Annotated in this window: 10 protein-coding genes and 1 pseudogene; 10 read left to right on the top strand and 1 reads right to left on the bottom strand. The window is 58.5% G+C overall.

Going from position 1 to position 16,145, the window contains the following annotated elements; genetic code table 11:
* Window positions 1-590 precede the first annotated feature (590 nt).
* The 5 genes from AWB64_RS00475 (at window position 591) to AWB64_RS00455 (ending at window position 10,170) form a co-directional block, all read left to right on the top strand.
* Window positions 591-1,583 carry a helix-turn-helix transcriptional regulator gene (locus tag AWB64_RS00475; protein WP_244163894.1) on the top strand — a complete coding sequence of 331 codons (993 nt, stop codon included), beginning with the start codon at window positions 591-593 and terminating at the stop codon, window positions 1,581-1,583.
* 318 nt (window positions 1,584-1,901) lie between these two features.
* Window positions 1,902-3,422: a TIGR02677 family protein gene (locus tag AWB64_RS00470; RefSeq protein ID WP_060816679.1), complete on the top strand. Its 1,521-nt coding sequence runs from the start codon at window positions 1,902-1,904 to the stop codon at window positions 3,420-3,422.
* Window positions 3,419-4,702, top strand: coding sequence for a TIGR02678 family protein (locus AWB64_RS00465; RefSeq protein WP_060816678.1), 1,284 nt, complete (start codon window positions 3,419-3,421; stop codon window positions 4,700-4,702). The genes AWB64_RS00470 and AWB64_RS00465 overlap by 4 nt, the downstream gene beginning before the upstream one ends.
* Entirely contained in the window at window positions 4,695-8,879 is a 4,185-nt protein-coding gene (locus AWB64_RS00460; RefSeq protein ID WP_060816677.1) for a TIGR02680 family protein, read from the top strand. Before AWB64_RS00465 ends, AWB64_RS00460 begins: the two co-directional genes overlap by 8 nt.
* A 25-nt stretch (window positions 8,880-8,904) precedes the next feature.
* Complete coding sequence (locus AWB64_RS00455; RefSeq protein ID WP_244163893.1) at window positions 8,905-10,170, top strand: TIGR02679 family protein; 1,266 nt, start codon at window positions 8,905-8,907, stop codon at window positions 10,168-10,170.
* A gap of 487 nt (window positions 10,171-10,657) precedes the next feature.
* On the opposite strand, the pseudogene AWB64_RS32135 reads toward AWB64_RS00455, so the two are convergent.
* Window positions 10,658-10,884: pseudogene (locus AWB64_RS32135) on the bottom strand (transposase domain-containing protein); the annotation flags it as partial.
* Between the two features lie 440 nt (window positions 10,885-11,324).
* Between AWB64_RS32135 and mdcA the strand changes: the two are divergent.
* The 5 genes from mdcA to mdcE are packed head-to-tail and all read left to right on the top strand — an operon-like array spanning window position 11,325 to window position 15,955.
* Window positions 11,325-12,983, top strand: a complete 1,659-nt coding sequence (mdcA, locus tag AWB64_RS00450; protein WP_060816676.1) for a malonate decarboxylase subunit alpha — start codon at window positions 11,325-11,327, stop codon at window positions 12,981-12,983.
* Window positions 12,984-12,987: 4 nt separating this feature from the next.
* Window positions 12,988-13,944, top strand: coding sequence for a triphosphoribosyl-dephospho-CoA synthase (locus AWB64_RS00445; RefSeq protein WP_208603231.1), 957 nt, complete (start codon window positions 12,988-12,990; stop codon window positions 13,942-13,944).
* A gap of 12 nt (window positions 13,945-13,956) precedes the next feature.
* Window positions 13,957-14,250, top strand: a complete 294-nt coding sequence (locus tag AWB64_RS00440) for a malonate decarboxylase subunit delta (protein WP_060816674.1) — start codon at window positions 13,957-13,959, stop codon at window positions 14,248-14,250.
* Window positions 14,247-15,110, top strand: coding sequence for a biotin-independent malonate decarboxylase subunit beta (locus AWB64_RS00435; RefSeq protein ID WP_060816673.1), 864 nt, complete (start codon window positions 14,247-14,249; stop codon window positions 15,108-15,110). Before AWB64_RS00440 ends, AWB64_RS00435 begins: the two co-directional genes overlap by 4 nt.
* 14 nt (window positions 15,111-15,124) lie before the next feature.
* Window positions 15,125-15,955, top strand: a complete 831-nt coding sequence (mdcE, locus tag AWB64_RS00430) for a biotin-independent malonate decarboxylase subunit gamma (RefSeq protein ID WP_060817142.1) — start codon at window positions 15,125-15,127, stop codon at window positions 15,953-15,955.
* Window positions 15,956-16,145 lie beyond the last annotated feature (190 nt).

The raw sequence follows: 16,145 nt of genomic DNA, 5'->3' as shown, positions 1-16,145 counted from the left end.
GAGCTAAATACTGGTGCCAGGGAGGCGATTGATCCACAGCGCTCCGGCGCAAGGCAGATGACGTAAACGTTACCCATTCAGTCGCCAAAAGGCGTCAGACATGCTGGTCAAGCGTGCAGGTTGTCGCTGGAATCGGTGTGTTCTGGCATGTTTCCGGCAAAGGAATACGAGCGACCCTAGAAACTGCTGCGCTCGGCCGTCAGCCTTGCGCTGTGCAGGACGATTCTGGGTCGTGATGATGACGGCGTTACGCGACGCATCGCGGCCCTGATTACAGAGATTTGTGCTCTTTGCGGGCTAGTGGCTATGCTAAGAAAAGCAGCCGGTCGTCTCCGATACAACGAAAAAAGGAGATGTCATGCCGTTGAAAGATGTCCGATCAATCTTTCTGCGGTATTGCGTGAAGCGCCAAGATCGCGGTGGAAATTTATTGCAAACTGGATTCGGCGCATCAGATGACGATGCCATAAAGCTAATGCACATGGGGCTACGCCGGAAATAGCTATGCTTCCGGCCGCCTTGGATGCAACGCTTGCGTTAATCGCAGTCACCGAACGACTACAGCATCATTCCATGCAGCGGGGATACGTGTGTCGAAACAGAACATCGAGCGAATCCACAAGATTGTGAAGCGGATCCGCGCACGCGGGGTAGCGACCAAAGATGAGCTGATGGCCGAACTCGAGGTCTCGCCGGCGACGCTGAAGCGCGATTTCGACATCTTACGCGACCGGTTGGGCTGCCCTCTTGTGTGGGACAAGCACAAGGGCGGATATGTGATTGAAGACGGCCAGCTTTTCGGCGGTGGTATTTTTGAGTTGCCTGGCGTTTGGTTCGATGCCTCGGAAGTGTATGCGCTGCTGTCGGTGATTCATTTGCTGGACGGGGTGCAGCCCGGGTTGCTTGAAGAGCATATTGGTCCGCTGAAGAAGCGACTCCGTGACATGTTGGGACAGGGGAACCATACGGCTATGTCAATCGAGCAAAGGGTCAAGATCGTCCATCTCGCAACTCGCAAGCTAGACGGCACAAGATTCCAGACGCTCGCGACCGCAGTTCTGGAGCGTAAACGACTAATCATCGAGTACTGGAGTCGCGCGAAGCTCGAGGCGACCGAACGGGAGATCTCGCCGGTTCAGCTTGTGCATTATCGTGATAACTGGTTCCTCGATGCATGGTGTCACTCGCGTGATGCCTTGCGCATTTTCTCGCTGGAATCAATCAAAGCCGCATCGATCCTCGACGTGCCCGCAGTCGACGTGGATGAATCCGTTGTCACTGACCACTTCAAGGGTGGCTACGGCATCTTCGCGGGCGCCCCTCTGCACCGGGCGAAACTAAAATTCTCTGCGCAGCGCGCGCAGTGGGTTGCGCAGGAAACTTGGCACGAGCAACAGTCGGGCAGTTGGCTTGACGATGGAAGCTATCTGCTCGAAGTACCGTATTCGAGTGATCACGAATTAGTTATGGACGTTCTTCGGCATGGGGAACACGTCGAAGTGCTCGATCCACCGGAGCTGCGTCAGAAGATATGCGAAATCTTGTGCGCTGCCGCACAAAAATATGGAGACTGCTTGCGGTAGTGGCTCATTTTGTGAGCCACTCGTTCCGTATCATCCTCATCAGACACGTTCCACGAGGCTAGTAGATGGTCAACGCGGACCGACCTGGCAATTTGAGGACTCCAAAAAGCTTCTCAAGCCGATTTTATGACCGCCGTAAATAATGCGTCACAGGCGGCGCTCCGGGGCACGCTGTGCAGCCTGGATGAAACTGCGTGGCGATTTCTCCCGCCACCATTGCTTGTCATAACGTGATTTTCGGGAGCGCCAGTCTCTGTTGTCATCGATTTGGCCCATATCCAATATGCCGCGGTGTTTGCTGATCGAAGGGGAAAAGACATGCAGTCTGTTGTCGATAATGCAGCGCTGTTCCGTCACGTAACTGCGGATAAGGCACTTCTTTACCGGAACATTCTCGACTTGTTCGCTGCCGCGAAAAGGCAATATCGATTGCAGTTGCGCCCAGACGAGGTGCTTTTCGAGGCAGCCTGGGCTAGCAGTGTGCCGAGGATTGAGGACGTTAACGCGGCACTAGTGCAGCTCACAGAGTGGGGCAATCTTCAATCGCAACCGGATACTGCTCGCGTTTCAAGTTTGAGTGACTTCTATAGGGCCCGATTTCTTTACCGCCTCTCGGCTGGTGGTGAAGCTATCGAAACAGCGCTCGTGGCGTTCAGCAATAGCCTTCGTAGGCGCGCCGAACTGCAGTCAGTTGCGCTCGAGGATATCGCGTCTCGGCTCGGCATGTTGAAAGCCCTGCTCGATACGCACGGTGATATAGACGTGCCAAAGGTGCATGAGGTGTTGCGCGACCTCGTACAGGTGTTCGAAAAGCTTGCCGACAATGCGCAGGCGTTCATGGCCGGAGTTGCAAGAACTCTGGAATTGCAACAGGCTGAAGCGGCTGCTGTGGCGGCATACAAGAGGCGCCTCATTGACTATCTTGAGCGTTTCCTCGGCGATCTGGTACGTCGGTCCGACGGCATCTCTTCCCTGATTTTGCAGATTGCACCGCGCATCAATGCAGCGTTGCAGCACGTGGCAGAGCGGGAAGCGAAGGATGCGGCGCCTGGCGACGAACTTGAGGCTTCTCAGGAACGAGTGCGGCGATGGCGCGAATGGCTTGACCGCTGGAAAGGGTTACGCGGCTGGTTCCTTCCCGGCGAGCATACTCGTCCACAAGTCGAACTGCTCAGAGACAAAGCGCGCACGGCAATCCCTCAACTGTTGCAGGCGATCGCAGCGATCAATGACCGCCGAAGTGGTCGCAGCGACCGATCGGCTGACTTTCGGGTACTTGCTGGCTGGTTTGCAGCATGTGAGATCGAGGACGACGCGCACCGGATGGCACGCGCGACGTTCGCGCTGAATCCGGCGAGGCATTTTGTCAAGAATCCGAACCTGGACGCTGACCTTCCAGCAAACACGCCGTGGGCCGAAGCGCCGCCCGTCGAAATTAACCCACGCCTTCGTGAATACGGGGAGATGACACCGCGAGGACCGCTCCCGAAAATTCGCAGCCGCGCTGCTGAGCGAGAGACGCTGTCGTCTCTGTTCGCGGAAGAGTTTCGGCAGGTCGAGGCAGCCAGGCAGCGGCTGGCAACTGGCCGGCCGATGCGATTGTCAGAACTGGGCGAGCTTGACCCGGCCGCCTTCGGCCTGTTTCTTGGCCTCTTGGGAGAGGCGCTAGGCGAGCAGAAAAACCCCGAGGTTCCGGTCGAACGGCTTACGGGAGATGGACTATTGCTGGTACGTCTCGAGCCGCTGGCGAGTGATTCCAGAGCTGAAGTTCGCACTCCAGACGGCGTTTTTAGCGGCCGAGATCATCTCTTGACCATCACGGAGGTTGGCCTGCAATGACAACTTCACCTCGCGAGACGCGTAGCGCGTCGGATAGCAGGCAAATTGGGGAATTGCAGGCACGCCAGCAACGGGAAGATTTCCAGAACGGGCTACGTGCGATCCTGATGCGACCTTTGCTTAGCTCGACACATCCCGGGTTCGCATCTGTTCGGCGGCAGGCGGACAAACTCCGCGAATGGTTCTCGCGCGAAACCGGGTGGTCCCTCGTCGTAGAGCGTGAGGGTGCAAGGTTGTACAAGCGACCTTCTGACACAAATGACCCCACGCGGGGGCTGCCTGACTTCGACCGGCGACGCTATGTCCTGCTTTGTCTTGCGTGCGCTGTACTGGAGCGGACAGATTCGCAGACGACCCTGCGTGAGCTTGGCGAGCGGGTAATGGAATTAGCAGCGGATACCACCATCACTGGGCGGGGCTTCTCATTTGCGCTTGCAAGCGCCTCCGAACGTCGGGAACTTGTCGCGGTTTGCCGACTACTGCTGGATTTGGGGGTCCTGACACGTGTTGCCGGAGACGAGGATGACTTCGTTCGTTCTCAAGCTGGTTCCGAAGCGGATGCGCTTTACGACGTTCAACCCAGGGCGCTATCCGGAATGCTTGCCGCCGCTCGCGGACCGTCTACGTGGACTGCTGGGCAGGCCCCGGTCAGCTTGGATGAGAGATTGCACGCACTGGTAACGGAGCACGTGCCGGAAAACGAAGATGGACGACGGACTGCGATTCGCCATGCCTTGTCACGACGCCTTCTCGACGACCCGGTTGTTTACCTCGATTCGCTTCGGGCCGAAGAATTGAATTATTTCGTCAATCAGCGTGGCCCGATGGCGAGCCGGTTGTGCGATGCCACGGGCCTCGTGGCAGAGCAGCGTGCCGAAGGGCTTGCTTTGACGGATGACGGTACCTTGACGGACATCGCGATGCCGGCTGAAGGGACAGAAGGGCACGTCACGTTGCTTATCGCTGAATACCTTGCAACCCGCTCCAGAGAGGGCCAAACGGCGGGCATCACGACTGTCGCTGCCGTCACTGCATTCGTTCGCGAAGCAACGGACCTCCACGGGAGGTATTGGCGCAAGTCTGCGCGAGAGCCCGGCGCGGAAGCTGAACTAACGGCGATTGCACTGGGACGGCTAAGCTGCTTGCATCTTGTCGAGTGCGTCGACGGAGCTGTTCGTCCACTGCCCGCTATTTTGCGCTTCGCCATCGGTGAAACCGACGTGAGGCAATCGAGACGCAACTCCGAACCGCCGCAAATTGGAGCAGTTGAAAATGAGTGAAGACGATCTCTTCCAGAAATCTGTTCCTGCGATCCGAGCTGAGCTACCTGAGCCGGTGCTTGAGAGATGGCAGCCATTGCGTCTCGGGGTCGTCGAGTTGTTTCACTACGACATGGAAGAGTTCTGGTTTCACGACGGCCGATTGCTGTTCCGTGGCAATAACGGAACCGGGAAATCAAAGGTTCTGTCGCTCACGTTGCCATTTCTTTTTGACGCCAACCTGCGCTCCAGTCGAGTTGAACCCGATGGCGACAGCGGTAAGAAAATGCCATGGAACTTGCTGGTTGGAGGATACAAACGCCGAATTGGTTACACATGGATCGAGTTCGGTCGCCGCGACCGCGAGGGACGTTTTCACTATGTGACGCTTGGTGCGGGACTCTCCGCTGTAGAAGGAAAACCCAATGTCGAAGCATGGTTTTTTATCCTCGCGAATGGTGAGAACAATGGCTCAAGAATCAGCCAGGATTTCCAGCTCGTTAGCCAGCAAGGAAATACGCTGACGCGAGAGCGACTTCGCGAATCCATTGAAGGTCACGGCAAGCTCTTTGACAATGCCACGCTATATCGGCGTGCGGTTGACGAGAAGCTCTTTAGTCTCGGCGAAAAGCGCTACGACGCCCTGATGGATACGTTGATCCAGTTGCGCCAGCCACAGCTTTCACGCAAACCGGACGAAGCGGGGCTTTCGCATGCGCTCACGGAGGCGCTTCCGCCGATGCCAGCTGACATGCTGACCGATATCGCGGATTCATTGAACCAGCTCGAAGAAGACCGTCAGCAGCTTGATGACATCAAGGCGCTGCACAAAGCTGTGGACAGCTTCAACACCGACTACGAACGTTACGCATGCATCCAGAGTCGTCGCCAGGCGCGGGTTTTGCGTCAGGCGCAGACGGAGTTCGATAACGCTAGTGCGTCGCGAAACGCTGAACAGGCTGCACTGGACACAGCAATTGAGGTTGAAGCGGGTGCGGCGAAAGCGTTCGAGGATGCACAGAGTCAGGTAAATACAGAACGGGCGAGACAGGAGACGCTACGGTCGAACCCGACAATGCAGGACGCCAACCGGTTGCAAAATGCGAAGGAGGACTACGAGCGCCGATTGCGAGCCCTTGCGTCAGAAGAAAAAGCAAGTGAGGCGAATCAAAGGCGGCTTCGCGACGAGACTGCCCGAACGCAAGATTATGTAGCAAAGGTCCGTTCAATCGAGCGCATGTTCACTGATGCCAGAAACGATTGCGTGCCGTACGCTCTCAAGGCAGGCGTTGCGTCCGAATTTACTGACAATCTGCTGACCAAGGGGACGCCTGAAAAGGTAGGCTCGCTCGCCGACGGGGAATTTGACGCAGCGGCATTAGACATCAGAAACGCCACCGCCGCTCGTCGCGAAGCGATCGCGACGCTTAGGCAACGTGGACGCGCTGCGGAGCAGGCCGATATGCGCTTGAAGGAGATTCAACGCGCGGTCAATGAAGCGAAAGAAGAGATGGTCGAGGCTGCGGCGCGGCGTGCCGAAGCTGACATGGAAGCAGAGCAGGTGGGGCAGACGCTCATTGACGCTTGGACCGCGCACTCGGAAAAACTGGTCCAGCTCGCATGGGACGCGCATCCGCACATCCTTGCATTGACTGAGTGGGTAGCGAAGACGGATGCCCAGAACCCGGCGAAAGCCGGTCTTGAGCTCGCGCATCGGCAACGTCAATCACAGTTTGCAGCCGACGAGGCATCGCTCATCGAGCAGCGTAAAGTGTATGAGCGACAAGCTACAGAGCTACGGGTAGAGCGTGATGAATTGAGCGCTGGACGCGACGCGATGCCTCCTGCACCTTACATGCGCGGCGAGCAGACCCGGGCAGAGTCTGAGGGTGCCGCGTTCTATCGGCTTGTAGATTTCAGGAAACATGTCGATGATGCACAGCGCGCAGGCATTGAGGCCGCGTTGGAAGTTTCGGGCCTCCTGGATGCCTGGGTCACCGCTGATGGTGTTGTCCAGGCCAAAGATGGGCAGCCATGGCTCGATACGCATTGGGCGTCTCGGCCTGCTGTTGTGCGGAGTCTCGCGGACTGGTTGCAGCCCGATTGCCCAGTCGATGGACCCATTCCTTGTGATGTCATTCACCGCTTGCTGTCAGGTGTAGCATGCGCCAAAGACGAAACAACGATCGATGCTGAAAGTGAAACCTGGGTGTCACCGTCCGGAAAGTTCCGGCTTGGCTCGTTGTCTGGCCGGGGGAGCAAGGCACAGGCGGTGTACATTGGGCAGCGCGCACGCGCGGAGGCGCGATCGCGGCGTCTTGAGGCCATCCGGGCCGAACTTCAAAGGTTAGACGTATGTCTGCAAAACGTCCTGGTGGCCTTTGAGACGCTCGCAGCCGATCGACGACAGGCCGACTTGGAGCTGTCAACGGCACCGGCTGAAACGGAACTTTTCAACGCCCTACAGGCCGTATCGGTCGCAACGCAGACGCTGCAAGCAGCACGCGCTCGTCTGGACAGGGCTGAAGTACAGTGTCGTGACGCAGAGCAGACATGGCACGCGGCGATGGACCGGTTGCAGAGAGACGCTGCCGATCTCCGTCTTCCGACCGATGAGCTCGCACTGGCAAGCGTTGAAGAGGCCTTGGTTTATTGCATCGACAAACATCACGATATCGTCAGTTTGGCACGCGACTACCGGCGTGCGCAGCCCGATCTCGAGGTGCAGGAAACACGCGAACGCGACGCGCGACTGCAGCATTCGGAATCGTTGGAACGATGGGGCGAAGCGCGGGCGGAAGCTCAGGAAGCCGCCGTTCGGTTCGAGACGCTTCGCGACACGGTAGGAACTGAAGTAGCGAATCTCCTGATCAAACTCGACGCAGCAAAGGAGAGCGTGGCGGCGGCAGAGTGCGCTTTGACCACTGCTAATGACGCGCGTCGCACTGCTGGCGAACGTCGCGCGACCGCTGCGGAGCGCGCTAAGAGCGCTCAAATCGTACTCGATGACCAGATAGGGGCACGAACGCGCGCGGTTGTCCAGTTGCAACATTTCGCCGCAAGCAGTCTGCTTTCCTCTGCGTTGCCACGGCTCGGTCTTCCCGACGTCTCAATGGCGTGGACGATTGAGGCGGCGTTAACAGTCGCACGCCGCATCGAGCAGGAACTCGTCGACGTCGCCGACGATGAGAACAGCTGGACACGGGTGCAGAAGCGTGTCAGCGAAGATCTGATGGACCTTCAACGCACCTTGGGCAGCTTGGGTCATCAGGCTGTTGCCGAGACAAGCGACTGGGGGCTCATCGTTTACGTAATCTTTCACGGTAAGCAGGATCGACCGGACCAACTTGCAGCGCGGCTTGCAGACGAGATCGCCCAACGGGGAGAGCTACTGTCCGCCCACGAGCGCGCAGTCCTCGAGAATCACCTTCAGGCCGAAATTGCCACGGAGATACAACGGATGCTTCGGGCGGCTGAGACACACGTCAATGCCGTCAACAAAGAACTGGAAAAGCGGCCTACGTCGACCGGTGTCAGATACAGGTTGCGCTGGCAACCCTTGTCCGAACTCGAAGGTGCTCCGGTTGGCCTTGATGTTGCGCGCGAACGTCTTCTGAACACGAGCACAGACCTGTGGTCGATGGAGGATCGGCGAGTGGTCGGCAATATGTTGCACCTACAGATTAAGGCGGAGCGCGATCGGGCAGATTTCGCTGTGCTGCCGGGCGAGAGTGACAACGCCGGTAGCTTGTTCGATCAGCTTTCGCGTGCGCTCGACTATCGCCGGTGGCACCGTTTCCGGGTTGAGCGTCTGCAGGCAGGCCAGTGGAAAAAGCTCAGTGGTCCCGCTTCCAGTGGTGAGCGCGCGTTGGGTTTGACTGTCCCGCTGTTTGCCGCGATTGCCAGCTTCTATGGTCAGAGTACCAATCCCCACGCACCGAGGCTGATGTTGCTCGATGAGGCGTTTGCGGGCATCGACGACCCCGCTCGTGCACATTGCATGGGGCTCATCAGGGAGTTCGATCTGGACTTCGTTATCACGAGCGAACGTGAATGGGCCTGTTACGCTACTTTACCAGGAGTAGCCATCTGCCACTTGCAGCGGCGTGAAGGCGTCGACGCGGTATTTGTATCCAGATGGATCTGGGATGGTAAGGCCCGACGCCGTGGGCCCGAGCCAGAAAGACTTATTGGGTAACGATGGCAGCATGGATTTGACAGCGATGAACGATAACGAAGACATGCGGCTACAGAACCTGTTAGGGGGCGAAGCACTTATCCGGCTTCGACAGCGGATGCGGGCACGCTATGCGCGTCTTTCCCTTGAACGATCTCCGTCGATCGTCAAGTTGACAGGGTTGCAGCCGCACGAGTATGAGGCGTTAGCGCTGTTGAGCGGGAAAGCGGTCAGTAATTCGCGATCGATTACGCTCGATGTCGTCGCGGTCGACACCACGCTAAGGTCGAGTGGTGTTGCGGCGTCTCTCAGGGAAGCATTGGAGCGCCTGGATGGACCGATTCTTTCTGCGCTTGTGCAAGCTGAGAGTGAGGCACGTTGGATTGAGCTGCAAAAAGCAGCAGACGACTCAAGAATAGTGGAGTTCCTTACGTCTCCCAGTTCGCTTGGTCTGCTCAAGCGGCTATCGAGGAGGGACCTGCAGGTCGCGCGGCGCCTGCTTCAGAGGGCGTTCGCCGTGCTTTCGCGTTTGCCTGCATCCGGAATCCCGCGAGCGCAGCTTGCTGCTGAGGTTCTTGGTGACGCACACAGTCTCGATAACGGGCAGGCAGTCGCAACACTGGTCTTGTCTATATGCCGTCGCCGTCAGAAGGCTGTCGAGTCGGATGACGGCGATTCGCCGTTCAACACGGCGGATGCGGGCCAGTCCGATGAATCCTCGCGCGAGATTTGGGCGCAACAGGGCGTCTTTGTCAACGAACTGGCCAGGCCGGCTTTATTCCTGAACGTTCCGGTGCGAGCCGTGCGCCAACCGGGACGCTTCGGTGAGCCATCGTACATGTCGCTGCGATCGCTGGTAAGAAGCCCACCGGCGTGGGCGGTAAAAGATCGCATGGTTTACGTCTGCGAAAACCCCGAGGTCGTAACAATTGCGGCAGATCGATTGGGCAGGGCGTGTGCACCGCTTATTTGTACAGACGGGATGCCCGCAGCCGCGCAGCGCGTTTTGCTCAATCAACTGGTGGGCGCGGGCGCCCAGCTTGTGTATCACGGCGACTTTGACTGGGCTGGCTTGTCAATTGCCAATTTTGTCCGGCGAAAGTGGGTCGCGTCATCTTGGCATTTTAATGCGGAAGACTACGAGTTGGCCGCTTCACGGCGGAGTGAGGACGATGTTCGAGATCTGTCGGGTGCGCCAGTGATTGCATCGTGGGATCCAGTGCTAACTGAGGCAATGTCTTGTCGTGGTTTTTCGATTGCGGAAGAAGCGGTAGTTGAAACCCTTTTACAAGATCTATGTCGTGCGCGATAGGCGCGATAATGTCACGACATCGGAACAGTAGTGTGTCGCCAGACTTCGCTCACCATGGATCGCAGCCCCTGCAGCAAGAGTCGATGTAACCTTGTGACTGGCATGCTAGCCGTTCAGCACCGGCCAGTTCCGTGATTACTGCTTTCCCAAGTTAGTGGAAATTGCTGGGACGCACTCAATTCACGACTTCGACGGTACCGACTGACGGTATCGATGTTTGCGGGTGTTTTGCCATTCGTGATACCGTCAGTCAGTGACAGGGGAGCGCTTTGGGGGGGCGACGTATAGCTCGCTTGACCGATATGTGGACGTCAATGGACCGACTCAGACAGGCGGCCTACAGCAACAGAATTTTTTATGCTGTAACGGCGTCGTTAATGCAAGCCGCTAGGATTGAACCAGGTCTCCTGAAATCCGTTCAGCTTTTGATAAAAGTTAGTATGTCGAAGTACTTTGAGGCTAACGCTTTTAACGTGACAACGCCCCGTTCACCTTTGACGTTAATGTAGGTCTTATTCATTTGCCAACTTCGACTGACCTTTTTATTGCCCGGTCCGAATACCTTGCCGAGCGCAGGCAGTAACTGGATAGTCCAGCCGTGCGCTGTCGAGTGATCGACTGACACTGCCGTTCACACATTATTTCTTCCAGATGACGCCGACTCAACGGATACACCACGTGCCAACGCACGCACGGCAGCATTACATCAAGCGGTAATGCAGTCGTTGAGCGCCTTGTTCACGGTGCCATTCGGCGCCTCGATCATTCGTGACATCGTTCGTTTCAGGACCGATCACCATAGCAGATCGGTTTACTGCGACAAGACCGCCTTCGCTGCGCGCGGGCGACTCACGAGACTTTGCGCCCTGACTCCTGGCTATCTTGTCCTAGCCGCCGCTTGGAAACCGCGAACTTGCGGCGTTCCTCTCGGATAAACCGGAAGTTGATAGAGATCAAAGACCGAGGTCTAGATTACTTTAGCGTATACGTTAAATACATGCTTCATGGTTGATTCTTAGTGATGGTCACAGGCGATTTCCAGGGGTGAGTCTGCGACCGGGCAACGCTCGTAGCTGTAATCAGAGGACCGATGCGGTAGGGAGTGGTCTAAATCTCGAAAGTGAACAAATCAGCCTTTTGATTGAGGATAAACAATGACGGACAGCACCGACGTAGCTGGACTTCCGCGCTCTTGGTTTCAACGCAGCGATGCCAAACAAGAGAGATTGAAAGCCGCGCGGCCCTTCAGCAGCGGCAAGATTCTCAACTCTGCGCGTCTGGTTGATGCTCTTCAGGCGATCATCAAACCGGGCGACCGCGTCGCTCTGGAAGGCGACAATCAGAAACAAGCGGACTTCCTCTCACGTTCCCTGGCAAAGGTCGATCCGGCGGTGATTCACGACGTGCACCTGCTAATTTCGACCATCAGTCGACCTGAACATCTGGATATCTTCGAGACAGGCATCGCCCGCAAGCTCGACTTCTCCTTTGCCGGACCGCAGAGTCTGCGGGTTGCCCAACTGCTCGAGGACGGCAAGCTGGAAGTCGGCGCCATCTACACGTACATCGAGCTGTATGCACGCATGTTCATTGACCTGACGCCGGATGTTGCGCTGGTCTGCGCCGTTCAGGCCGATCGCGAAGGCAACCTGTACACAGGCCCCAATACCGAGGACACGCCGACGATCGTCGAGGCAGCCGCTTTCCGGCACGGAGTCGTCATTGCGCAGGTCAATGAAATCGTCGACGTGCTGCCGCGCGTGGACATTCCGTCGTCGTGGGTGGATTTTATCGTCGAGGCAGACCGCCCGTTTGCGATCGAGCCGCTGTTCACACGCGATCCGCGACATATCACCGAGTTGCAGATCCTGATGGCCATGATGGTGATTCGCGGCATTTACGAGCGCCATAGCGTGACCGCGCTCAATCACGGCATCGGCTTCGACACGGCTGCAATCGAACTGCTCTTGCCCACCTACGGCGAGTCACTCGGCCTCAAAGGCAAGATCTGCCGGAATTGGGCGCTCAATCCCCATCCGACGTTGATCCCCGCGATCGAGAGCGGATGGGTGCAGAGCGTTCATTCGTTCGGCAGCGAGGTCGGCATGGAGGAGTACATCCGTGCCCGATCCGACGTCTACTTCGTCGGTCACGACGGCAGCCTGCGCTCGAATCGCGTGCTGTGCCAACTGGCCGGCCAATATGGTGTGGATCTTTTCATCGGATCGACCTTGCAAATGGATTCGGACGCCAACTCATCGACCGTCACCCTCGGCCGGCTGGCCGGGTTTGGCGGAGCGCCGAACATGGGGCATGACCCGCATGGCAGGCGGCATAGCAGCACGCCGTGGCTTGAGATGATCACCTCAAAGGCGCCTATTGTCAGGGGTCGCAAACTGGTCGTTCAGACCGTAGAGACGTTCAGGGAGGGCGGGGTTCCGTCATTCGTCGAACGGCTAGATGCAATTGAGGTCGGCAAGCATAGTGGAATGGCGGTCGCGCCGGTGATGATCTACGGTGACGACGTCACCCACGTCGTCACCGAGGAAGGCATTGCCTATTTGTACAAGGTTGAAGGGGAAGAAAGAAAGGCTGCACTGGCAGCCGTCGCGGGTGTCACCGACATAGGGCGCCAGGCGGATCCGAAACGCACGGCTCGGTTGCGTGAGCGCGGCGTGGTTGCCTACCCCGAAGATCTCGGCGTGAAACGGACCGACGCCAAGCGCTCGCTGCTGGCGGCAAGAAGCATCGACGATCTGGTCGCATGGTCCGGCGGACTGTACGAGCCGCCGTCGAAATTCCGTAGCTGGTGAGCCGATGGAGTTCGCGACGCAACACGCCAGGTGCTTTGCCTTCGAAACCGGGCGACCTGCTCTTTCCGGCACCGCGCGAGCAAGTTGCCTTTTGCCTGAGGCCATGCCGTCGAAGACCCGCAGCGATGCGTCGGACTATCTCGCCCGCACCGCGGTGCGAGCACTGATCGATGAAGCAGAGCTGACACCCAAACCGGCTTTGGTGGACCGCAGGGGGAACGGTGCCCATGCGGATCTCGACCTCGCACTGATGGTGCGCTCGGCCCGTTCGTTGCACCCTGGGTTTGCAGCGATGGCGACGGCGGCGGCCGCTGACGGCCCCACCCAGGTGTTGCGCGAAACGCTGGGTCGAATTGGCCGGGAAACAGAAAACGCAATGCTCGCCGTCACGCATGGCAGCAATACTCACCGAGGCGCGGTCTGGGTGCTCGGCTTGCTGGTGGCAGCCGCGGCCCGCGAACGCACGTGCTGCCCCCTCGAGGTGGCGGCGATCGCGGCAGACATTTCGCGCCATCGCGATCCGTTTGCAACGCTCTCTTTGTCCAACGGCTTGCGCGTCAAGCGCCGATATGGCGTTCGCGGGGCGCGTGGTGAGGCGGCAGACGGCTTTCCACACGTCGTGTCACTTGCTCTTCCGATGCTAAGGCAGTCACGTTCGAGTGGCGACGACGAGGATGCGGCAAGGCTTGACGCGCTGCTGGCGATCATGTCGTCGCTTGACGATACCTGCCTGTTGCATCGAGGCGGCTACGAAGCGCTGTCCATCGCCAAGCGCGGCGCCGCCGAGGCGCTTGCTGCCGGAGGCACGGGCACGCTGACGGGAAGGGTTCATCTCCACCGTCTCGATTGCGCATTGGTTGCCTGTAACGCATCTCCCGGTGGAGCGGCCGACCTGCTCGCCGCCACACTTTTTTTGGACCGCATCGAGCGAGACGGCTCATTGTCGATATCGCCATCTTAAGGGGAACAGGTAATGGAAGTACTCAACTACGAATACCCGGCATCGAGAATAGTGAACCGCCGTGTCCATGTGGGTGTGGTGGGATCGGGAGATCTTGAAGTCCTTATCGAGCCGTTGGAAGGCAAGGTCGCGAAGATCGTGATCAACACCAGCGTAGATGGATTCGGATCGGTATGGAAAGCGGTGGTCGATCGGTTTTTTTCTCGCTTTGACGCTTGCGTGGCCATCGAGGTCAACGATTTCGGCGCGACACCTGGCGTCGTGCTATTGCGGCTTGAACAAGCCGTTGAGGAACTCGGACAATGAACGCACCAACGGATTGGAAACACTTCCTGGCTCGCAAAAGCTTTATCGAACTCAATGCGCGCGAACGTACAGTTGCCGTGCTCGATGCCGGTTCGTTTCGCGAGATCGTGGGCCCATTCGACCGGCTGAAGTCACCGTGGCTTCCCATGCAGGGCATCGTGGCGGAAGCCGACGACGGAGTCGTGATCGGTCGGGGAACGATTGACGGCGCCCCGGCTGTTGTCGCTGCTTTAGAGAGCGCTTTTCAAGGCGGCAGCATGGGCGAAGTGTCGGGCGCGAAGATAGCCGGCGCGCTCGAGCGGGCGCTCGTCGACAACCAGAGCGGCATTCCAACGCGCGCCGTCTTGCTACTCGAAACCGGCGGTGTTCGCTTGCAGGAAGCGAACCTTGGCCTTGCCGCGATCGCGGAGATTCACTCGGCCATCATCGCGTTGCGTGCCCACGTGCCTGTCGTGGGGGTCGTCGCGGGCATGGTGGGTTGCTTCGGCGGTATGTCGCTCGCGGCGGCGCTTTGCAGCTACCTGATCGTAACGCGCCAGGCCCGCGTCGGCATGAACGGTCCCGAGGTGATAGAGCAGGAAGCCGGTATCGCTGAAATCGATGCTGCCGACAAGGCGCTCATATGGAGTCTGATCGGAGGCGAGCAACGTTCGCGAGTAGGAATGGTCGACATGCTCGTGGAAGACGACGCGACGCAGATCGCGAATCACGTTCGCAAGGCTTTTCAGTGCGGCGTCCCCGGCAAATACCGCAGTGAAGATATCGACACTTATCTGCCGCGTATCAAGAACGTCGATACCGGCACTCAACTCACGGGCGCGCAACTGGCGACGCTTTGGGGCAACGGAGATTCGAAATGAGCAACGAAGTGCCGATGCAGGATGCGTCTGCCGTCAGCCGTGGGCGAACATGGTTCGACGGGTTGACCGAACAGGCTCCGAAACGCCCCGGCGTGGCGCAATCCATATTGGTAGCGGACGCCACGCTGTGCAAGCACAACGCGCGCTTCATCGCGGTCGTGCCTGATCCGCACAATCGTTTTCCCCGCGCGCGCCACGGCGAAGTGGGCCTCGAGCAAGGCTGGGCGCTTGCCCGGCAAGTACGCGAGACGATCGATGAAGCACAGGCAGCCGGGAGCGGCGAGCATATTCCGATCATTGCGATCGTCGACGTGGTCGGTCAGGCCTACGGACGTCGCGAAGAACTGATGGGCATTCACATCGCCTGCGCTGCAGCCGCCAATGCCTATGCAGACGCGCGCATGGCGGGCCACCCGGTCATTGCGCTCATCGTGGGGCACGCCATGTCGGGCGCCTTTCTCGCTCACGGCTATCAGGCCAACCGCATCATTGCTCTCGACGCGCCGGACGTGCTGGTTCATGCGATGGGGCAGGCGGCGGCGGCCCGCATCACGCGCCGTAGCGTGGAGGAGCTCGTGAAGCTGGGAGAACGCATCCCGCCGATGTCCTACGACATACGCAATTATCACAAGCTCGGGCTGCTCGATCGCCTGATCGAAAACGTCGACGCTGATGCTCCGGACGCTGCGGCGTTGGCCACAGTAAGACAGGTTCTGACCAATACGATCGAGTCAGTGCTGGCCGAGAGCACGCGCGATCTGTCTGCGCGTTACCGCTCAAAGGAGGCGCAGACGGCGCGTGCGGCTTCCATCGAAGTGCGAAAGCGTATCGCTGAACAGTGGTAGCGAGGACGTCCGCGTCAGCAAGGGCAGGAAGCACGCCGAGGATCCTCTTGGGGGCTGCAGGCCGCTCCTGCCCTTTGTGATGACCGGGACAAAAAAGTCCACACGAAAGAACCGAAAGTCCGATGGACCGCAGCGAGAATTGCATGCGCAGGCGCGGCGCGGTCCTGACAATGTCAAACCAACGGAAATC

It is taken from the genome of Caballeronia sordidicola, from assembly GCF_001544455.2.
GTDB lineage: Bacteria > Pseudomonadota > Gammaproteobacteria > Burkholderiales > Burkholderiaceae > Caballeronia > Caballeronia sordidicola.
This window is presented reverse-complemented; position numbering and strand designations above follow the sequence as displayed.